Below are 20,809 nucleotides of genomic sequence, written 5' to 3'. Positions count from 1 at the left end.
TTTGATCAGAACAGTTCGTGTGTCTCACCATTATCGATAATGGTTGTCCCTACCTCGTGTACCGCCTGCTGCGTTGGCTGAGTACCTTCAATGAAATACTCTGCACGGCTGTTACCGCCGCTCGCCAGTTGACCGGTACTGCGATCGATATTGACTGTCACAATACCCGGCGGCGGCGTCAACGGCTGCTCAGGCACTCCTTCCAGCACGGATTTCATGTAAGCATCCCACGCCGGCTGTGCGCTCTTCGCGCCGCCTTCATAGCCGGAGATTTGATCTTTGATCGCCCCGGAAGCTGTCGTGTGACCCAGATTGCGGCGATGATCATCAAAGCCGATCCATACTGACGTCACCACGCCTGGCCCGTAACCGGAGAACCACGCATCTTTAGAACTGTTGGTGGTCCCGGTTTTCCCGCCGATATCATGACGCTGTAAATCGCGACCGGCACGCCAACCAGTTCCCATCCAGCCTGGTTCACCAAAGATATTGGTGTTCAGCGCGCTTTTAATCAGGAAGGCCAGCGGCGTGTTGATCACGTGCGGAGCGTACTCCTGCGTTCCACTTTGCGCGACCAACGCCTGATTCGCCTGCTCAAGCTGCGGCATAGGCACGGCAGCATTCTGCTGTTCCTGCGAGACAGCGACATCTTCTACATTGCTGTTTTCCAGCACGTTAGATTTCTGGGTATCGCCATAAATCACCGGGATATCACAATCCGGGCAGGCAATTTTTGGCTTCGCTTCGAAGATAACGCCGCCCATATCGCTTTCGATCTTACTGATGAAATACGGATCGACCAGGAAACCTCCGTTCGCCATCACCGCGTAACCGCGCGCCACCTGCATTGGCGTGAACGAGGCGGAACCCAGCGCCAGCGACTCGGTGTGCACAATGTTCTGTGCCGGGAAGCCGAAACGTTGCAGATACTCTGCCGCGTAATCCACGCCCATGGCGCGCATGGCGCGGACCATCACCACGTTTTTCGACTGGCCCAGACCCTGACGTAAACGGATAGGACCAGCATACTGCGGCGGTGAGTTCTTCGGCTGCCAGTCGGAACCGGCACCAGCATCCCAGCGGGAGATCGGCACGTCGTTGAGCATGCTCGCCAGCGTCAGACCTTTATCCATCGCGGCGGTATAGAGGAATGGTTTGATGTTGGAACCCACCTGGCGTAGCGCCTGGGTTGCACGGTTAAACTTGCTCTGGTTGAAGTCAAAACCACCCACTAACGCCAGCACCGCGCCGTTTTGCGGATTAATAGAAACCAGGGCGGAGTTAACGTCCGGCACTTGCGCCAGCCACCAGGCATCGCCAACCTGGCGTACCCAGATTTGCTGACCGGCCTGTACCACATCTGTCACTTTACGCGGTGTCGGACCTTGCTGGGTATCCGAGCGGTAAGGACGCGCCCAGCGCATGCCATCCATCCGTAATGACACTGACGTACCATCCGCCAGCGCGGCAATGGCTTCCTGCGGATTGGCGCTGGTGACAACCGCCGGCAACAGTGGCCCATATGTTGGCAGCGCTTTCAGCGTATCGGTAATTTTTTTGCTGTCCCAACTGCCTTCGCCCACTTTCCACAGCACGTTTGACGGGCCGCGGTAGCCGTGGCGCATGTCGTAATCCATCACGTTGTTACGTACTGCCTGCTGAGCCGCCTGCTGCACTTTGCGCGTAATGGTGGTGGTGATGCGATATCCGTCTTCATAGGCTTTCTCGCCATAGCGGTTATACATCTCCTGGCGCACCATCTCAGACAGATACGGCGCAGAGAAGGCGATTTCCGGCGCGTGGTAGTTGGCGTCAATGGCTTCATTACGCGCCTGATCGTACTGGGCCTGCGTAATGTAGTTTTCACTCAGCATACGCGACAGCACGACGTTACGTCGCGCGGTGGCCCGGTCCATCGAATAGAGAGGGTTGAAGGTTGACGGTGCTTTTGGCAGACCGGCAATCACTGCAATCTCACTTAAGCTGAGCTGATCGACCGTCTTACCGAAATAGACCTGTGCGGCAGCACCCACGCCATAGGCGCGATACCCCAGGTAGATCTTGTTCAGATACAGCTCGAGGATCTCATCTTTACTCAACAATTGTTCAATGCGGATCGCCAGAAACACTTCTTTGATCTTACGCATCAGCGTACGTTCCGGGCTCAGGAAGAAGTTTCTCGCCAACTGCTGGGTAATAGTACTCGCCCCTTGTGAAGCGTGACCGGAGAACAATGCGACGCTGGCTGCACGGAAGATCCCCACCGGGTCTACCCCGTGGTGCTCATAAAAGCGGCTGTCTTCTGTGGCGATAAAAGCTTTGACCATCACTGGCGGCATCTGATCCAGCGTGACGGGGATTCGACGTTTCTCGCCATATTGCGCGATCAGCTCGCCGTCAGCGCTGTAAACCTGCATCGGGATCTGTAAACGCACATCTTTGAGCGTCGCGACGTCAGGTAATTGCGGCTCAATATAGCGATAGAGGCCATAAATCGAGCCTGCTCCCAGCAGGATGCAACATACTGCAAGGATTAATAAATACTTTACGAACTTCACTGGAGATTTCCCATTTAGTGGCATTTGGGCAGTTTATAAACAAACGCGCGGTAGTATAAAGGCAAGCCAGACGCATTGATATACCCGTTAAAGCAACGGGTGATAAGGAGATCATCAGCAATGGCTTTCAATATCTGGAAAATTGGTCTGCATATTCAGCAACATGAAGCGCTGGCTGCCGCTGTCGTTCGCGACGCGACCGGTTGGTTTCTACAGCGCTGGTGGCGTATGCCGCTGGCACCTCAGGTTATCGTTGATGGCCACATTCGCGAGCCTGAACAGCTTGTCGCAACGCTACTGCCATGGAGCCGTGAGCTTCCTCGCCGACATCATATTCACCTCTCCTTTCCCGCCAACAGGACGTTACAAAAAAAGTTCCCTCTCCCGGCAATGGCCTTGCGAGAGCCAGCGCAAACCGCATGGTTGTCCGGTTCGATGGCGCGTGAACTGGATATGTCGCCGGATGCGCTGCATTTTGATTATAGCGAAGACACGTTGAGCCCGGCGTTTAACGTCACCGCCGCGCAAAGCAAAGAGATTTCAACGCTGCTGACGTTAATACAAACGCTGAAAGTACAGGTTAAAGCGATTACGCCGGACGCCAGCGCCTTACAACGATTTATTCCTTATTTACCCGAAGATCAACAGTGTCTGGTATGGCGTGATGATACCCAGTGGCTATGGGCGACCCGCTCGTCATGGGGGCGAAAATTGACGAGCGATATTAGCCGTCTCGACGAACTCGCCGCTACGTTATCTCTTTCCCCGGCAGCCATTGCGCTATGCGACCCCAGCGGATTCGATCCTTTAAATGTCGTGTCCGTTCGCCAGCCGCCAATTCCACCGCAAAGTCACCGCTTTGCCATTGCATTGGGACTGGCTATGGGAGGAACGTATTGATGATAGCGACCATCAATCTTCTGCCCTGGCGTCAGACACGGCGGTATGCCTGTTTGCGCTTCTGGGGTGTCTTCTTTAGCGCTTCGCTACTATTGAGCATTGGCGTGACGTTAATCTATTACAGTGTTTTTAGCATGGAAAACCGGGTCGAACTCCTGCTGGTAGAGGCTGAAAATAAGCGGATAGCGGCGCTGACGGCGCTAAAGCCTCGTTTGCAGCAGCGTCTGCAACAATGGCAACAGGTACAAGCGCGAAACAAACAGCGTGACCAGACCCAAAGCTGGCAACAGATTCTGCAACAACTGGCGGAATTACTCCCGGAACAGGCGTGGTTAACCAAAATGACTTGGCAGCAAGGGACGCTGGAGCTGACCGGAAATACGTTGAACTTTGCCGCCCTTAAGTCACTGGAAACGCAATTACGCCAACAGCCGTGGTTTACGTTAAATCGCCCCGGCGAAACGCAGCAGGATGCCCAAGGGCGCTGGCAATTCCACTATCGTCTGACGCGGAGTGACACGCATGATAACGCTCTGTGATGCCTGGCTGGCGCAGTCGCCGCGCTTTCGATTTATGTGCGCATGCGGCTGGATTTTAGGGCTGCTTATGATGGTAGCGCTATGTCTTCACCCCGCCACCAGGCAGCGGGGTATGCGACAACAGGCGCTAAACCAGCAACGTGCCGCCATTCAGACGCAATGGCGAAACGTGTATCTGCTGGCGTCATCGATTGAAGAGTCTGAAGAGACGTTTATTCCTTTCTCTCCGTTGCTGTTTCAGACACCCCTTGCACGTCTTGTTCACTGGCAACCCACCATTAAGGGCGGGGAGATGACGCTGAGGCCAGCGTGGGATGCTATCCCGCCGATGTTTGCCCAACTGGCGGAACAAGGGATGAACGTCAGCCGGTTTTCTCTCAGTGTAGAAGGCGCTGAACTGCTGTTAACGCTACAGCTGGAACATCTGAATGACGGTTGAACGCTGGCTGTTGGCGTGCATTAGCGTGCTGATCCTGACCGGTTTGCGCAATCCCTTCTTACCGCCGGAAGACCCTTGCCAGATAGCCGAGCTGTCGACGTGGCGCTATCAGGGCATGGTGAGCGTGGGTGAGCGACCGATCGGCATCGTGCAGGATGGGCAGCACAAATGGCGGCGAGTTGAGCGAAACGACGTCCTGAAAAACGGCTGGACGATTTCGCAGATAACGGCTGAAAGCTTAACTCTCAACACAGAGAAAAGCTGCGAGCCTGCTCAATGGCAGTGGCAACGACAGGGAGCGATAAATGAATCGATGGATGAGATGGATAGCCATGATGCTGCTGGTCGTGGTGCCCGGCGAGCTGGCGGGAAAACCGCAAAACGTAACGCTGGTGGTGGATGATGTGCCTGTTGTGCAGGTTTTGCAGGCCCTGGCGGAACAAGAAAAGAAAAACCTGGTGGTTTCACCGGATGTTGGCGGGGTGCTGTCACTTCATCTGACCGATGTGCCCTGGAAGCAGGCGTTGCAAACGGTCGTGAAAAGCGCCGGATTGGTGCTACGTCAGGAGGGCAACATTCTGCATGTGCATTCTGTGCAATGGCAGAGTGAAAATGCGGCCCGCCAGGAAAATGAACAGGCGCGGATTCAGGCCAGCCTGCCTTTGGAACAACGCAACATCATTTTGCAATACGCTGACGCCGCCGAGTTGGCAAAAGCTGGAGAGAAGCTGCTGAGCGGCAAAGGCAGCATGACGGTTGACAAACGAACCAACCGCTTACTGCTGCGTGATAATAGCGTGGTGCTTAACGCGCTGGAAAAATGGGTGGCGCAAATGGATCTACCCGTTGAACAGGTCGAACTGGCAGCGCATATCGTCACGATTAATGAAAAAAGTTTGCGCGAGCTGGGGGTTAAATGGTCGCTGGCTGACGCGCAACAACCGGGGGCGGTGGGGAATGTCACCACGCTTGCCAGCGATCTTTCGGTGCCCGCGGCGACATCCCGTGTGGGATTTAATATTGGTCGTATTAACGGTCGGTTACTGGAACTGGAGTTGTCGGCACTGGAGCAAAAACAGCAGCTTGATATCATCGCCAGCCCGCGATTACTGGCTTCTCATCTGCAACCTGCCAGTATTAAGCAGGGCAGCGAGATCCCGTATCAGGTCTCCAGCGGAGAAAGCGGGGCGACATCCGTCGAGTTTAAAGAAGCAGTCCTGGGGATGGAGGTTACGCCCACTGTTTTGCAGAAAGGTCGAATCAGGTTGAAACTGCATATTAGCCAGAATGTTCCCGGGCAGGTGCTACAACAAGCTGATGGTGAAGTTCTGGCTATCGATAAGCAGGAAATTGAAACACAGGTTGAGGTAAAAAGTGGAGAGACGATCGCGCTGGGCGGCATTTTTTCACATAAAAATAAATCTGCGGCTGACAGCGTGCCGTTGTTAGGCGACATCCCCTGGCTTGGCTCTCTTTTTCGTCACGATGGAAAAGAAGATGAACGTCGGGAGTTAGTGGTCTTTATTACGCCCAGACTGGTGTCAACGGAATAACTTATGCATGAAAAACCGTTGTTTTTGCACTGAACACGTTTCAGGGATTTGACGTGGGGGTGTATTTAGCATACAAGGAGTACCGATTTGAGCGTCGGTACTTTTCTTTACTTGTGCGGCAATGAATACGCTTTGCCTTTCTGGTGGTGTGTCATAGGCTTATTTAGCCGTCATTTGACTGCGCGATATGTCGCCAGGTCTGATGTTTGCAGGGCTGCATGCCTGTCACGACCAGAAATGCGTAGGGTTTGGTGATTTATTCAGTTGCCAAACCCGCTTGAGTATTGAGATAATTTTCAGTCTGACTCTCGCAATATCTTATGAGGTTTCAGTTCATGTCCTGCTGCGCTGGGTGTCTGCGAAGCGGGTTTACCATTAACGAATAGTCTTAGTAGTACCGAAAAAATGGCAGAGAAACGCAATATCTTTCTGGTTGGGCCTATGGGTGCCGGAAAAAGCACTATTGGGCGGCAGTTAGCTCAACAACTCAATATGGAATTTTACGATTCTGATCAAGAGATTGAGAAACGAACCGGAGCTGATGTGGGCTGGGTCTTCGATGTAGAAGGTGAAGACGGCTTCCGTGATCGCGAAGAAAAAGTCATCAACGAGTTGACGGAAAAACAGGGTATTGTGCTGGCAACTGGCGGTGGCTCTGTAAAATCACGTGAAACACGTAACCGTCTCTCCGCGCGTGGCGTCGTGGTCTATCTTGAAACGACAATTGAAAAACAACTTGCGCGTACTCAACGTGACAAGAAACGCCCGCTGCTGCAGGTAGAATCACCGCCTCGTGAAGTTCTGGAAGCGTTGGCTGACGAACGCAATCCTCTGTACGAAGAGATTGCAGACGTGACCATTCGCACTGACGATCAGAGCGCAAAAGTCGTAGCAAACCAGATTATTCATATGTTGGAAAGCAACTAATTCTGGCCGAATACACACTCGTCTGCGGGTACAAGTAACTAAGGTGGATGTCGCGTAATGGAGAGGATCACAGTCACTCTCGGGGAACGTAGTTACCCTATCACCATCGCGGCTGGTTTGTTCAATGAGCCAGCTTCATTCTTACCGCTGAAATCGGGCGATCAGGTTATGTTGGTGACCAACGAAACCCTGGCTCCCCTGTATCTCGATAAGGTTCGCGGCGTACTTGAACAGGCGGGTGTTAACGTTGATAGCGTTATCCTTCCCGATGGCGAACAGTATAAAAGCCTGACGGTTCTGGACACGGTCTTCACCGCGTTACTGCAAAAACCGCACGGTCGTGATACCACGTTAGTCGCACTTGGCGGCGGCGTGATTGGCGATCTGACCGGTTTTGCGGCAGCCAGCTATCAGCGCGGTGTTCGTTTCATTCAAGTCCCGACAACCCTCTTGTCGCAGGTCGACTCCTCCGTTGGCGGCAAAACTGCCGTAAACCATCCCCTCGGTAAAAACATGATTGGCGCGTTTTACCAACCAGCCTCCGTGGTGGTGGATCTCGATTGCCTGAAAACGCTTCCTGCGCGTGAGCTGGCATCGGGGCTGGCGGAAGTCATCAAATACGGCATCATTCTTGACGGTAAGTTTTTCAACTGGCTGGAAGACAATCTGGACGCGTTATTGCGTCTGGACGGTCCGGCAATGGCGTACTGTATTCGCCGTTGTTGTGAGCTGAAAGCAGAAGTTGTCGCAGCAGACGAGCGCGAAATGGGCTTACGTGCTTTACTGAATCTGGGACACACGTTCGGCCATGCGATCGAAGCTGAAATGGGTTATGGCAATTGGTTACATGGTGAAGCCGTCGCAGCAGGTATGGTAATGGCTGCTCGTACGTCAGAACGTTTGGGTCAGTTTACCTCCGCGGATACGCAGCGCATTATTACGCTGCTACAGCGAGCAGGCTTACCGGTTAATGGTCCGCGTGAAATGTCTACCGAGGCTTATTTGCCGCACATGCTGCGAGATAAAAAAGTGTTAGCGGGAGAGATTCGTTTAGTGCTTCCGCGGGCAATAGGGAAGAGTGAAGTGCGCGGCGGAGTGTCGCACGAGGTGGTTCTTAACGCTATTGCTGATTGCCAGCAGGCGTAACAACAAGAAAGGTCCGACGTACGTTGCAAAACGTAGGTCTTTTAGCTTCAGGTTACGTGCAAAGTTGTAAGCATTAACCTTTGAGTGGGGTGTTAAATGGATGAATTCAAACCAGAAGACGAGCTGAAACCCGATCCCAGCGATCGTCGTACTGGTCGTTCTCGTCAATCGTCTGAACGCGATAATGAGCCGCAAATCAATTTTGATGATGTTGATCTGGATGCTGACGATCGCCGTCCTGCGCGCGCACGTAAAGAGCGTGAAGAAGAGCGGGACATCGAGGAAGACTATGAATCTGATGACGATGCGGTGGATGAAGAGCGTGTAGAACGTCGTCCGCGCAAGCGTAAGAAAGCGGTCAGTAAACCTGCCTCTCGTCAGTATATGATGATGGGTGTCGGTGTTCTGGTGCTGCTGCTTCTGATCATCGGTATTGGTTCTGCGCTGAAAGCCCCCTCATCTTCTTCCAGTGAACAGACTGCGTCTGGCGAGAAGAGCATCGATCTTTCTGGCAGCAATGCGACGGATCAGGCGAACACGAATACGCCTGCAACGGGCGCAGAGCAGACTGCGGGCAATACCCAGCAGGATGTTTCCTTGCCGCCGATTTCCTCTACCCCAACTCAAGGGCAGACGCCTGCGGCAACTGAAGGCCAGCAGCGTGTTGAAGTGCAGGGCGATCTGAACAATGCGCTGACGCAACCGCAAGGTCAGGAGCAGGTTAACAACGTTGTGGTGAACTCTACGCTGCCGACCGAACCTGCGACCGTCGCACCAGTTCGTAATGGTACTGCTGCGCGCCAGACTGCGAAAACGGAAACGGTTGAACGTCCTGCTGCTACGCACCAGGAACGTAAACAGGCCGTCATTGAGCCGAAGAGCAAACCGCAGACCACGGTGAAAGCGACGACGACAGAGCCAAAACCTGTTGCTCAGGCAAAACCAACCGCGACTGCGCCGACGACCACAACCAAAGCGCCTGTGGTAACCGCTGCGCCAAAAGCGACAGCAGAACCGAAAGCAACCGCGACGACGACACCTGCACAGACCGCAACTCCTGCGCCAACCGCGACGGCAACGCCTGTTGCTGGCGGAGCGAAAAGCACAGGGAATGTTGGCGCGTTAAAATCTGCGCCGTCCAGTCATTACACGTTGCAGCTCAGCAGTTCTTCTAACTACGACAACCTGAACGGTTGGGCGAAGAAAGAAAACCTGAAGAACTACGTGGTGTATCAGACGACGCGCAACGGTCAACCGTGGTATGTTCTGGTGACGGGCGTGTATGCGTCTAAAGAAGATGCGAAACGTGCAGTGTCTACGTTACCCGCCGATATTCAGGCGAAAAACCCGTGGGCAAAACCGCTGCACCAGGTTCAGGCCGATTTGAAGTAAGATAGGATATGTTCTGCAATGGTTTGCTGTTTCGCCCAATTGCGGGACAAAGACTAAAGCGCAGGATGCTGTCGGAGCTTTCTCCACAGCCGGAGAAGGTGTAATTAGTTAGTCAGCATGAAAAAAAATCGCGCTTTTTTGAAATGGGCAGGGGGAAAATACCCCCTGCTTGATGATATCAAACGGCATTTACCTCAGGGTGAGTGTCTGATTGAACCCTTCGTCGGGGCCGGGTCGGTGTTTCTCAACACCGACTTTTCTCGTTATATTCTTGCCGATATCAACAGCGACCTCATCAGTCTCTATAACATCGTGAAGACCCGCACCGATGAGTACGTGCAGGCTTCGCGCGAGCTGTTTATGCCAGAAACTAATCAGGCTGAGGTGTACTACCAGTTTCGGGAAGAATTTAATGCCTGCCAGGATCCATTCCGCCGCGCAGTGCTATTCCTGTATCTGAACCGCTTTGGTTACAACGGGTTGTGCCGTTATAACCTGCGCGGTGAGTTTAACGTACCGTTTGGTCGTTATAAAAAACCTTACTTCCCGGAAGCCGAGTTGTACCATTTTGCTGAAAAAGCGCAGAATGCGGAGTTCCATTGCCTCTCCTATGAAGAGTGCATGGACCGTGCGGATACCAACTCCGTAGTCTATTGTGACCCGCCTTATGCACCGCTTTCGGCGACGGCAAATTTCACCGCGTATCATACCAACAGCTTTAGTCCGAAAGAGCAGGCGCATTTGGCCGAGATGGCAGAAAAGCTGGTCAGTAAGCAGATCCCGGTGTTAATTTCGAACCATGACACGCCCGATACCCGTGAGTGGTACCGGGCAGCGAAACATTTTCAGGTCAAAGTGCGGCGCAGCATCAGCAGCAATGGCGGCACGCGTAAAAAGGTGAACGAACTGCTGGCGCTGTATAAACCAGGAGTCGCAACGCCTGCGAAAAAATAATTCTCAAGGAGAAGCGGATGAAACAGTATTTGATCGCCCCCTCAATTCTGTCGGCTGATTTTGCCCGCCTGGGTGAAGACACCGCGAGAGCGCTGACTGCCGGTGCCGATGTAGTACACTTCGACGTTATGGACAATCACTACGTACCGAACCTGACCATCGGACCGATGGTGCTGAAATCGCTGCGTAAATATGGCATCACCGCCCCGATTGATGTTCACCTGATGGTGAAACCGGTCGATCGTATTGTCCCGGACTTCGCCGCCGCTGGCGCCAGCATCATTACTTTTCATCCGGAAGCCTCCGAGCACGTTGATCGTACCTTGCAACTGATCAAAGAGCATGGCTGTAAAGCGGGCCTGGTGTTTAACCCGGCAACACCTTTGAGTTACCTGGACTACGTCATGGATAAGCTGGATGTGATCCTGCTGATGTCCGTTAACCCAGGCTTTGGTGGACAGTCTTTCATCCCGCAAACGCTGGATAAGCTGCGTGAAGTGCGTCGTCGTATTGATGAATCTGGCTATGACATCCGCCTGGAAGTTGATGGTGGCGTCAAGGTGAACAATATTGGTGAAATCGCAGCGGCGGGTGCAGATATGTTTGTTGCAGGTTCCGCTATTTTCGACCAACCAGACTACAAAAAAGTCATTGATGAAATGCGCAATGAACTGGCGAAGGTAAGCCATGGATAAGTTTCAGGATATTCGGGGCGTAGCCTTTGACCTCGACGGTACGCTGGTCGACAGCGCGCCGGGATTAGCCGCAGCGGTGGATATGGCGCTGTATGCGCTGGAATTGCCGGTTGCTGGTGAAGAACGTGTTATCACCTGGATTGGTAATGGTGCAGATGTACTGATGGAGCGCGCGCTGGCGTGGTCTCGTCAGGAGCGCGCGACATTACGTAAAACGATGGGTAAGCCCCCCGTTGATGATGATATTCCCGCCGAGGAACAGGTACGTATTTTGCGTAAGCTGTTCGACAGGTACTACGGCGATGTCGCAGAAGAGGGGACATTCCTGTTCCCTGATGTTGCCGACACGCTGGGCGCGTTGCATGCTAAAGGTTTGCCGCTGGGTCTGGTGACCAACAAACCAACCCCGTTTGTCGCGCCATTGCTCGAGGCGTTAGATATCGCCAAATACTTCAGCGTGGTCATCGGTGGTGACGACGTGCAGAATAAAAAACCACACCCGGATCCACTACTGCTGGTGGCAAGCAAGCTTGGCATTAAGCCCGAGCAAATGCTCTTCGTTGGGGATTCTCGTAATGATATTCAGGCGGCTAAGGCTGCTGGTTGTCCGTCCGTTGGTCTGACGTATGGTTACAACTATGGTGAGTCTATCGCCTTGAGCGAGCCCGATGTCATGTCCGACCGCATTAATGAACTACTGCCCGCTCTCGGGCTTCCGCATAGCGAAAATCAGGAATCGAAAAATGACTAAGCCCATCGTTTTTAGTGGCGCACAGCCCTCAGGTGAATTGACCATTGGCAACTATATGGGTGCGCTGCGTCAGTGGGTGAACATGCAGGATGACTACCATTGCATCTACTGCATCGTTGACCAACATGCCATTACCGTTCGTCAGGATGCTCAGCAACTGCGTAAAGCAACGCTGGATACGCTGGCGCTGTACCTGGCATGCGGGATCGATCCTGAAAAAAGCACCATTTTTGTTCAGTCTCACGTACCGGAACACGCACAGTTAGGCTGGGCGCTGAACTGCTACACCTATTTCGGCGAGCTGAGCCGTATGACTCAGTTCAAAGATAAATCCGCGCGTTATGCAGAGAACATCAACGCCGGTCTGTTTGATTATCCGGTACTGATGGCGGCGGACATTCTGCTGTATCAGACCAACCAGGTACCGGTTGGCGAAGATCAGAAACAGCATCTGGAACTGAGCCGCGATATCGCCCAGCGCTTCAACGCGCTGTATGGCGACATCTTCAAAGTACCGGAACCGTTCATTCCTAAATCCGGCGCACGCGTGATGTCGCTGCTGGAGCCGACGAAGAAAATGTCCAAGTCGGATGACAACCGCAACAACGTGATCGGCCTGCTGGAAGATCCGAAATCTGTGGTTAAGAAAATCAAACGCGCGATGACCGACTCGGAAGAGCCGCCTGTTGTGCGTTACGACGTGAAAGAAAAAGCGGGCGTTTCTAACCTGCTGGATATCCTCTCTGCTGTCACTGGCCAGAGTATTCCGGAGCTGGAACAGCACTTCGAAGGCAAAATGTATGGTCATCTGAAAGGCGAAGTCGCAGAGGCCGTTTCCGGTATGCTGACCGAGCTTCAGGAACGTTATCACCGTTTCCGTAACGATGAAGCATTCCTGCAGAAAGTGATGAAAGAAGGTGCGGAAAAAGCCAGCGCACGCGCGTCTGTTACGCTGAAAGCCGTTTACGAAGCGATTGGTTTTGTCGCCAGGCCGTAATGTTCTCTGCGTTGTTGAAGAAACCGGGTTTCGCCCGGTTTTTTTTCGCCTGCTCGTTGGTAAATCTCAAAAAATGTGAACCGTCTCGCCGTTTGCATATTTCCCCATTGCGCTATATCTTCATTTTAATGAAGATATAAATATTCAATTTACTGAAAATATAAAATGCGTCGGACATTTATTAAGAAAGAGGGGGTTGTGCTGACAACCCTGGCCCGTTACCTGCTCGGTGAGAAGTGCGGTAACCGACTGAAAACGATAGATGAACTGGCCGCTGAGTGTCACTCATCGGTAGGATTAACCCAAGCTGCGTTGAAAACCCTGGAATCCTCGGGGGCGATCCGTATCGAGCGTCGTGGGCGGAACGGTAGCTATCTGGTGGAGATGGATAATCGTGCGCTGCTCAAGCATGTGGATATTAATAACGTCGTCTGCGCAATGCCGCTGCCCTATACCCGTTTATATGAAGGGCTGGCGAGTGGGCTAAAGGCGCAGTTCGAGGGGATCCCGTTTTATTACGCGCATATGCGCGGGGCTGATATTCGTGTGGAATGCCTGTTGAACGGCGTCTACGACATGGCGGTGGTTTCCCGGCTGGCTGCGGAAAGTTATCTCGCTCAGGATGGATTGCGCATCACGTTGGCGCTGGGACCGCATACCTACGTTGGCGAGCACCAACTGATTTGCCGCAAGGGTGAATCCGCAGCGGTAAAACGAGTCGGACTCGATAACCGCTCGGCGGATCAGAAAATCATGACCGAGGCCTGTTTTGGCGACCGCAACGTTGAATTGATCGATATGCCTTATCACGAGAGCTTGCAGCGCATTGCGAAAGGCGATGTCGATGCGGTTATCTGGAACGTGGTTGCGGAGGCTGAGCTGGCTGTACTGGGGTTAGAAGCCACGCCGCTCACCAACGATGCGCGGTTTCTTCGGGCCACAGAGGCCGTGATACTAACCCGGGCGGAGGATTATCCGATGCAGCAGCTTCTGCGAGCCGTTGTGAATAAAGAGGCACTGCTTGCCCACCAACAACGTGTGGCGAACGGTGAACAGGAACCCAGCTATTAAGTAAAGGCGAACGACATGGAAAACAGGCTTAACCTGCTGTGTGAAGCGGGCGTTATCGACAAGGATATTTGTAGCGGCATGCTGCAGGTGATCAGACGGCTGGATGAAGAGTGGCGTTTGCCGGTTCATAGCGAGCAAGGGATTATGGCGATGACCCATATGGCGAGCGCGTTGATGCGCAGCCGCCAGGGCGAAGTGATTGAAGCGCTGGACGGTGAGATTTTGGCGGAGATGGCGCAATCGCCTCTCTGGCCAACTATTTTGCTGGTTCATCAGGCGCTGCTGAAAGAGTTTACGGTGACGCCGCATGTTAATGAAGAAGGTTACATGCTGGCAAACCTGTATGGATTGTGGATGGCGGTGAACGAAGGCGTCTGAAATCAATGAAGAATTAGCTTAGCGCATCCTAAATATTCAAAAAAATGAATATTTAACTGAAGGATTAGAAACGAGGCAGAGAAATGTTTATAGAGGCATTGAAACGCCAGAACCCCGCGCTGATCTCGGCCGCTATCGCTTTGTGGCAGCAGGGAAAAATCGCACCTGACAGTTGGGTCATTGATGTCGATCAGGTCATTGAGAATGGCAAACGTCTGCTGGATGTCGCCAGGCAGCATGGTATCTCGCTGTATCTGATGACCAAACAGGTTGGACGCAACCCCTGGCTGGCGGACAAGCTGTTGCAGCTTGGCTATGAAGGCATTGTGGTTGTGGATTACAAAGAGAGTCGCGTCATGCGCCGTGCCGGGTTACCGGTTGCGCATCAGGGACATCTGGTGCAGATCCCGTCGCGACTGGTCAATGAGGCTGTGGCGCAGGGGACCGAGGTTATCACGCTGTTCTCGTTAGAAAAAGCGCGCGAAGTCTCGGCTGCCGCGGTGAAAGCAGGCTGTGAACAGAACGTGATGTTGAAGGTGTATGACAAGGATGATTTTCTCTATCCGGGGCAGGAAAGTGGTTTTCCGTTGGCGTATCTGACGGATGTGGTCAATGAAATCCGCAGACTGCCGGGTCTGCGCCTGAGCGGGTTAACCCATTTTCCCTGCCTGCTATGGGATGAAAAAACAGCGCAGACGGTGCCGACACCTAACCTGCATACCCTGGTGAGTGCCCGACACCAGCTGGCGGAAGCCGGAATTGCCATTGAGCAACTTAATGCGCCGTCAGCCAGTAGTTGCACGTCGTTACCCCTGTTGGCGGAATATGGCGTCACCCACGCCGAGCCGGGCCATGCGTTGACCGGCACTATCCCTTCCAACCAAAAAGGCGACCAGCCTGAACGCATCGCGATGCTGTGGTTGAGCGAGGTTTCGCACAATTTTCGTGGAGACAGTTATTGCTACGGCGGGGGGTATTACCGTCGCGGCCATGCGCAAAACGCGCTGGTCTTTACGCCAGAAAGCGGTGCGCCGATCGCCGCAACGCTGAAACCCGTGGATGACAGCAGCATTGACTACTACCTGCCTGTGGCCGGTGAGTTTCCGGTGAGCAGCGCGGTGATCTTCTGTTTTCGCACACAGATCTTCGTGACGCGTAGCGACGTCGTGCTGGTGTCCGGTATTCAGCGTAACGCGGCTGAAATCGTCGCCCGCTACGACAGTCTCGGCAATATTCTGGAGGACTAATGGCCCGATTCGTGGTGTTGGTTATTGATAGCTTTGGCGTTGGCGCAATGAAAGACGTCACGCTGGTCAGGCCGCAGGATGCCGGAGCGAATACCTGTGGTCATATCCTGAGCGAGTTCCCGCAGCTACAGCTGCCAACGCTGGAAAAGTTGGGACTGATTAACGCCCTGGGCTTTGCGCCGGGGGTGATGAAACCTTCAGCATCGGCAGTCTGGGGCGTTGCAGAGCTACAGCATGAAGGGGGAGATACCTTTATGGGCCATCAGGAGATTTTAGGCACGCAACCTCAAGCTCCGCTGCGGATGCCATTTAACGAGGTTATTAATAGCGTTGAGAAGGCGCTGAAAGCCGCAAGCTGGCAGGTGGAACGCCGCGGCGGCGACCTGGCGTTTCTTTGGGTCAACGATGCGGTTGCGGTGGGCGATAACCTCGAAGCGGATTTAGGTCAGGTCTACAACATTACCGCCAATCTTGCCGTTATGCCGTTTGATGAGGTGCTAAAGATAGGCCGCGTGGTGCGTGAGCAGGTTCAGGTTGGGCGCGTGATCGCGTTTGGCGGTCAGCTTGCAGACAGCCAGCGCATTCTGGATGCCGTCGAAACCAAAGAAGGACGCTTTATCGGCATTAACGCCCCACGCTCTGGTGCCTATGAAAACGGTTTTCAGGTCAGACATATGGGCTTTGGCGTCGATGAGCAGGTGCAGGTTCCGCAAAAACTTCATGAAGCCGGAATCCCTACCGTGCTGGTCGGTAAGGTGGCGGATATCGTTGGCAATCCGCACGGGCGCAGCTGGCAAAACCTGGTGGATAGTCAGCAGATCATGGATATCACCCTTAACGAATTTAACGCGGAGCCGACGGTATTTATCTGTACCAACATTCAGGAAACCGATCTTGCTGGACACGCTGAAGACACGGCGCGTTATGCCGAACGGTTGCAGGTTGTTGACCTTAATCTTTCGCGCCTTCTGGCCGCTATGGATCCAAATGATTGTCTGGTGGTCATGGCCGATCATGGCAACGATCCGACCATTGGGCACAGTCATCATACCCGGGAGGTTGTACCGGTTCTGGTGTATCGGCAGGGGCTGGAGCCAGCACAATTAGGTATTAGGGCGACGTTATCCGATGTTGGCGCTACGGTGTGCGAATTTTTCGGCGCGTCGTTACCACAAAACGGCAGCTCTTTTCTTTCGGCATTACGGCTTAAAGAGGACATCTTATGAGTTTTGATCCGACGGGTTACACCTGGGTTCACGAACATCTGCATATCGATCTCTCCGGGTTCAAGAATAACCTTGATTGCCGGTTAGATCAGTACGACCTCATTTGCCAGGAGATGAAGGATCTCCGGGCGTTAGGTGTCAGCAACATTATTGAGATGACCAACCGCTATATGGGGCGTAATCCGCAATTCATGCTCGACCTGATGCGCGATACCGGCATCAACGTGATGGCCTGCACAGGCTATTATCAGGATGCTTTTTTCCCCGAGCATGTTGCGACCCGTAGCGTGGAACAGCTCGCGCAAGAGATGATCGATGAGATTATCATCGGTATCGATGGCACCGAGTTGCAGGCTGGAATTATCGCGGAAATCGGCTCCAGTGAAGGAGTGATTACGCCGCTTGAAGAGAAGGTGTTTATCGCCGCAGCGCGCGCGCATAACGAAACCGGACGCCCCATTTCGACCCATACCTCTTTTAGCACCATGGGACTGGAACAACTGACCCTGCTGAGGACGTACGGCGTTGACCTTTCTCGCGTAACCGTTGGTCACTGCGATTTGAAAGATAACCTCGACAATATTTTACGCATGATCGATCTCGGCGCGTATGTGCAGTTCGATACCATCGGTAAAAACAACTATTACCCGGACGAGAAACGCATTGGCATGCTGCACGCGCTACGCAATCGTGGGCTGCTAAATCGCGTGATGCTCTCTATGGACATTACTCGCCGCTCGCATTTAAAAGCCAATGGCGGCAATGGCTATGACTATCTGTTAACCACTTTTATCCCACAGTTGCGCCAGTCAGGATTCAGCCAGGCCGATGTGGACACGATGTTACGTGATAACCCCTCACAATTTTTCCAATAAGGACAGAATCATGAAAAAGATTGGCGTTGCTGGCTTACAACGTGAGCAGATTAAAAAGACCATCGAAACCGCCGCTCCTGGCTGCTTTGAGGTGTCCATTCATAACGATATGGAAGCGGCGATGAAGGTGAAATCCGGGCAACTGGATTACTACATTGGCGCTTGTAACACCGGTGCGGGCGCAGCGCTTTCGATTGCCATTGCGGTGATTGGCTACAACAAAAGCTGCACTATCGCCAGGCCGGGTATTAAGGCGAAAGACGAACATATCGCAAAAATGGTTGCGGAAGGGAAAGTGGCTTTTGGCCTCTCCGTCGAACATGTTGAACATGCGATACCGATGCTGGTTAACCATCTGAAATAAAAGGCATGACTATGGATCTGTACATTCAGATTGTGCTGGTGGCCTGCCTGACCGGCATGACGTCACTTCTGGCGCATCGCTCGGCGGCTGTCTTTCATGACGGTATCCGTCCGATTCTGCCGCAGCTGATCGAGGGATACATGAACCGCCGTGAGGCGGGAAGTATCGCGTTTGGTCTGAGTATTGGCTTTGTGGCGTCGGTTGGGATCTCCTTTACCCTGAAAACCGGCTTGCTCAACGCCTGGCTGCTGTTCCTGCCAACGGACATTCTCGGTGTGCTGGCGATGAACAGCCTGCTGGCGTTCGGTCTGGGCGCTATCTGGGGCGTATTGATTCTGACCTGCCTGCTGCCGGTAAACCATCTGCTCACGGCGTTGCCGGTTGATGTGCTGGGTAGCCTCGGCGAGCTGAGTTCTCCGGTGGTTTCCGCATTCGCACTTTTCCCGCTGGTGGCGATTTTCTACCAGTTCGGCTGGAAGCACAGCATTATCGCGGCGGTGGTGGTACTGATGACCCGTGTGGTGGTCGTGCGTTACTTCCCGCATCTGAATCCGGAATCCATTGAGATCTTCGTCGGGATGATGATGCTGTTGGCTATCGCCATTACGCATGATATTCGCCACCGTGGCGATGAAGAGATGGATGCCAGCGGGTTATCGGTCTTTGAGGAACGAACCTCGCGGATTATTAAAAACCTGCCGTACATCGCCATTGTCGGCGCACTGATCGCGGCCGTCGCCAGTATGAAGATTTTCGCTGGCAGCGAAGTCTCAATTTTTACGCTGGAAAAAGCTTATTCGGCAGGGATTACACCGGAGCAGTCGCAGACGCTGGTGAACCAGGCTGCCCTGGCGGAGTTTATGCGCGGGCTGGGTTTTGTGCCAATGATTGCGACAACCGCGCTGGCGACGGGTGTTTATGCGGTAGCGGGCTTCACGTTCGTCTATTCCGTTGGCTACCTGGCGCCGAACCCGTGGATTGCGGCAATCCTTGGCGCTATCGTGATTTCAGCGGAAGTGCTGCTGCTGCGTTCGATTGGCAAATGGCTGGGACGGTATCCGTCAGTGCGTAATGCGTCGGACAATATTCGTAATGCCATGAATATGCTGATGGAAATGGCGCTGTTGGTCGGCTCGATTTTTGCCGCAATCAAGATGGCGGGCTACACCGGCTTCTCGATTGCGGTGGCGATTTACTTCCTCAACGAATCGATAGGGCGTCCGGTTCAGAAGATGGCGGCCCCGGTCGTGGCGGTGATGATCACCGGTATTGTGCTGAATATTCTCTACTGGTTTGGTCTGTTTGTTCCGGCTTGAGGAGGCGTAAAAAATGAAAACATTCCCTCTGCAAAGCCTGACGCTCGCAGAAGCGCAGCAGAAGCAGTTTGCGCTGGTGGATACGCTCTGCCGTCACTTTCCCGGCGCTGATTTTCTGACCGGAGGTGACTTGGGACTGGTGCCGGGGCTGAATCAGCCTCGGGTCACGCAGCGTGTGGAAAAGGTGTTGGCCGAGGCGTTTCATGCTGAGGCCGCAGCGCTGGTTCAGGGGGCAGGCACCGGGGCTATTCGCGTCGGGCTGGCTGCGCTGCTCAAACCCGGCCAGCGTCTGCTGGTTCATGATGCGCCTGTGTATCCCACAACGCAGGTACTCGTTGAGCAGATGGGTATTACCCTGGTCAGGGCGGATTTCAACTGCCTCCCGACAATCACGCAGGCGATTACGCAGCATCGCCCTGATGCCGCGCTGGTGCAGCACACGCGCCAGCAACCGCAGGATCGTTACGTGTTAGCCGAGGTGTTGGCGGAAATTGCGCAGTGCGGCGTACCGACGTTAACCGACGATAACTACGCGGTGATGAAAGTTGACGGTATTGGCTGTGAATGTGGGGCTACACTGTCTACCTTTTCGTGCTTTAAACTCTTCGGCCCGGAAGGCGTAGGGGCGGTTGTCGGCAAGGCGGAGGTTATCGCTAAAATTCGTGCGACACTTTATTCCGGCGGCAGCCAGATTCAGGGAGGGCAGGCGCTGGAGGTACTTCGTGGACTGGTTTTCGCCCCGGTGATGCATGCGGTACAGGCTGGCGTTTCCGAACGGTTGCTGGCGATGCTCAATAGCGGAGCGCTGCCCGAGGTGAAAAAAGCCGTCATCGCCAATGCCCAGTCGAAGGTGCTAATCGTGGAGTTTCACCAGCCGATTGCAGCCCGCGTGCTGAAGGCGGCGCAAGAGAGTGGTGCGCTGCCATACCCGGTGGGAGCAGAGTCAAAGTATGAGATCCCTCCATTGTTCTATCGTCTTTCGGGGACGTTTCGCGAAGCAAATCCGTCGCTGGGAGATTATGCGATCCGTATTAACCCAAACAGAAGTGGAGAACAGACCGTGCTGCGTATTTTGCGCGAGAGTGTGAGTGCGATAACATGTGAATGAGCATCGAATCTATAAATGCAAAAACCGGGTGATTCCCGGTTTTTTTGTATCTGCGCAATCGCTTTTATTACTGATTTGCAGCCGGACCACAGCCACCAATAATTTTAGAAATCGAAATTGCTGGATGCAGGAAGTAATCGTAGCTGCAGTTATTTTTTGTGTTTTCGATATGACCAGTACACGCGGTCAGCGTAGCCAGAACACCAGCAACTAAGGTGATTTTTGCAAATTTCAGCATGTTAAAATCCTTGTAAGATATCTATTTTAAAATGGATGAAGTCCATTTCTCGGCGGTTAAGATATCAACTAAAATATAATTAAAATAGTCCAGAAAAGGACTTAACGGCTTTTATATAAAATATACAGCCAATGA

The 20,809-nt window shown here is 53.3% G+C and carries 22 protein-coding genes; 20 read left to right on the top strand and 2 right to left on the bottom strand.

Going from position 1 to position 20,809, the window contains the following annotated elements:
- Positions 1-5: 5 nt before the first annotated feature.
- A complete protein-coding gene (gene mrcA, locus FHD02_RS00330) occupies positions 6-2,558 on the bottom strand; it encodes a peptidoglycan glycosyltransferase/peptidoglycan DD-transpeptidase MrcA (protein WP_042311928.1) in 2,553 nt (850 codons plus the stop codon).
- Positions 2,559-2,678: 120 nt separating this feature from the next.
- Here mrcA and FHD02_RS00325 point away from each other — a divergent pair, with 120 nt between their 5' ends.
- The 20 genes from FHD02_RS00325 to FHD02_RS00230 all read left to right on the top strand — a co-directional run bounded on the left by FHD02_RS00325 (position 2,679) and on the right by FHD02_RS00230 (position 20,436).
- A complete protein-coding gene (locus tag FHD02_RS00325) occupies positions 2,679-3,458 on the top strand; it encodes a type II secretion system protein GspL (protein ID WP_137361513.1) in 780 nt (259 codons plus the stop codon).
- A complete protein-coding gene (locus FHD02_RS00320) occupies positions 3,458-3,997 on the top strand; it encodes a PilN domain-containing protein (RefSeq protein ID WP_137361512.1) in 540 nt (179 codons plus the stop codon). The genes FHD02_RS00325 and FHD02_RS00320 overlap by 1 nt, the downstream gene beginning before the upstream one ends.
- On the top strand, positions 3,981-4,436 hold the full coding sequence (locus tag FHD02_RS00315) for a hypothetical protein (protein WP_137361511.1): 456 nt from the start codon (positions 3,981-3,983) through the stop codon (positions 4,434-4,436). The genes FHD02_RS00320 and FHD02_RS00315 overlap by 17 nt, the downstream gene beginning before the upstream one ends.
- Positions 4,426-4,839 carry a HofP DNA utilization family protein gene (locus FHD02_RS00310; RefSeq protein WP_137361510.1) on the top strand — a complete coding sequence of 138 codons (414 nt, stop codon included), beginning with the start codon at positions 4,426-4,428 and terminating at the stop codon, positions 4,837-4,839. Before FHD02_RS00315 ends, FHD02_RS00310 begins: the two co-directional genes overlap by 11 nt.
- Positions 4,754-5,989 carry a DNA uptake porin HofQ gene (hofQ, locus tag FHD02_RS00305; protein WP_170972956.1) on the top strand — a complete coding sequence of 412 codons (1,236 nt, stop codon included), beginning with the start codon at positions 4,754-4,756 and terminating at the stop codon, positions 5,987-5,989. The genes FHD02_RS00310 and hofQ overlap by 86 nt, the downstream gene beginning before the upstream one ends.
- A gap of 405 nt (positions 5,990-6,394) precedes the next feature.
- Positions 6,395-6,916 (top strand): shikimate kinase AroK, encoded by a 522-nt coding sequence (aroK, locus tag FHD02_RS00300; RefSeq protein WP_003023552.1) that lies wholly within the window; start codon positions 6,395-6,397, stop codon positions 6,914-6,916.
- Positions 6,917-6,973: 57 nt separating this feature from the next.
- Positions 6,974-8,062, top strand: coding sequence for a 3-dehydroquinate synthase (gene aroB, locus FHD02_RS00295; protein ID WP_220393432.1), 1,089 nt, complete (start codon positions 6,974-6,976; stop codon positions 8,060-8,062).
- Positions 8,063-8,158: 96 nt separating this feature from the next.
- Positions 8,159-9,454: a cell division protein DamX gene (gene damX, locus FHD02_RS00290; protein ID WP_042311943.1), complete on the top strand. Its 1,296-nt coding sequence runs from the start codon at positions 8,159-8,161 to the stop codon at positions 9,452-9,454.
- Between the two features lie 117 nt (positions 9,455-9,571).
- Entirely contained in the window at positions 9,572-10,408 is an 837-nt protein-coding gene (gene dam, locus FHD02_RS00285; RefSeq protein WP_137361508.1) for an adenine-specific DNA-methyltransferase, read from the top strand.
- Between the two features lie 17 nt (positions 10,409-10,425).
- Positions 10,426-11,103 carry a ribulose-phosphate 3-epimerase gene (gene rpe / locus FHD02_RS00280; RefSeq protein WP_003023561.1) on the top strand — a complete coding sequence of 226 codons (678 nt, stop codon included), beginning with the start codon at positions 10,426-10,428 and terminating at the stop codon, positions 11,101-11,103.
- Positions 11,096-11,854, top strand: coding sequence for a phosphoglycolate phosphatase (gene gph, locus FHD02_RS00275; protein ID WP_079225883.1), 759 nt, complete (start codon positions 11,096-11,098; stop codon positions 11,852-11,854). Before rpe ends, gph begins: the two co-directional genes overlap by 8 nt.
- On the top strand, positions 11,847-12,851 hold the full coding sequence (gene trpS, locus FHD02_RS00270) for a tryptophan--tRNA ligase (RefSeq protein ID WP_042311949.1): 1,005 nt from the start codon (positions 11,847-11,849) through the stop codon (positions 12,849-12,851). The genes gph and trpS overlap by 8 nt, the downstream gene beginning before the upstream one ends.
- 165 nt (positions 12,852-13,016) lie before the next feature.
- Entirely contained in the window at positions 13,017-13,922 is a 906-nt protein-coding gene (gene yhfZ, locus FHD02_RS00265) for a GntR family transcriptional regulator YhfZ (RefSeq protein WP_042311951.1), read from the top strand.
- A 15-nt stretch (positions 13,923-13,937) separates the two neighbouring features.
- A complete protein-coding gene (locus tag FHD02_RS00260) occupies positions 13,938-14,300 on the top strand; it encodes a PRD domain-containing protein (protein ID WP_220393431.1) in 363 nt (120 codons plus the stop codon).
- Between the two features lie 83 nt (positions 14,301-14,383).
- The gene (locus FHD02_RS00255) at positions 14,384-15,547 is read left to right on the top strand and encodes a YhfX family PLP-dependent enzyme (RefSeq protein WP_220393430.1); all 1,164 of its coding nucleotides are present in this window, start codon (positions 14,384-14,386) and stop codon (positions 15,545-15,547) included.
- The gene (locus FHD02_RS00250) at positions 15,547-16,773 is read left to right on the top strand and encodes a phosphopentomutase (protein WP_220393429.1); all 1,227 of its coding nucleotides are present in this window, start codon (positions 15,547-15,549) and stop codon (positions 16,771-16,773) included. The genes FHD02_RS00255 and FHD02_RS00250 overlap by 1 nt, the downstream gene beginning before the upstream one ends.
- A complete protein-coding gene (locus FHD02_RS00245; RefSeq protein ID WP_042311962.1) occupies positions 16,770-17,648 on the top strand; it encodes a phosphotriesterase-related protein in 879 nt (292 codons plus the stop codon). The genes FHD02_RS00250 and FHD02_RS00245 overlap by 4 nt, the downstream gene beginning before the upstream one ends.
- Before the next feature lie 10 nt (positions 17,649-17,658).
- Positions 17,659-18,012: a DUF2620 domain-containing protein gene (locus FHD02_RS00240; RefSeq protein WP_047408212.1), complete on the top strand. Its 354-nt coding sequence runs from the start codon at positions 17,659-17,661 to the stop codon at positions 18,010-18,012.
- A gap of 11 nt (positions 18,013-18,023) precedes the next feature.
- Positions 18,024-19,328 (top strand): YhfT family protein, encoded by a 1,305-nt coding sequence (locus FHD02_RS00235; protein WP_137370391.1) that lies wholly within the window; start codon positions 18,024-18,026, stop codon positions 19,326-19,328.
- Between the two features lie 13 nt (positions 19,329-19,341).
- Entirely contained in the window at positions 19,342-20,436 is a 1,095-nt protein-coding gene (locus tag FHD02_RS00230) for an aminotransferase class I/II-fold pyridoxal phosphate-dependent enzyme (protein ID WP_137361502.1), read from the top strand.
- A gap of 67 nt (positions 20,437-20,503) precedes the next feature.
- Here the strand turns inward: FHD02_RS00230 and FHD02_RS00225 are convergent, their stop codons facing one another.
- Complete coding sequence (locus FHD02_RS00225) at positions 20,504-20,674, bottom strand: YhfL family protein (RefSeq protein ID WP_003827690.1); 171 nt, start codon at positions 20,672-20,674, stop codon at positions 20,504-20,506.
- Positions 20,675-20,809: the final 135 nt, after the last annotated feature.

The organism is Citrobacter sp. EC_71, assembly GCF_019584005.1.
Taxonomy (GTDB): Bacteria; Pseudomonadota; Gammaproteobacteria; order Enterobacterales; family Enterobacteriaceae; genus Citrobacter; species Citrobacter werkmanii.
This window is presented reverse-complemented; position numbering and strand designations above follow the sequence as displayed.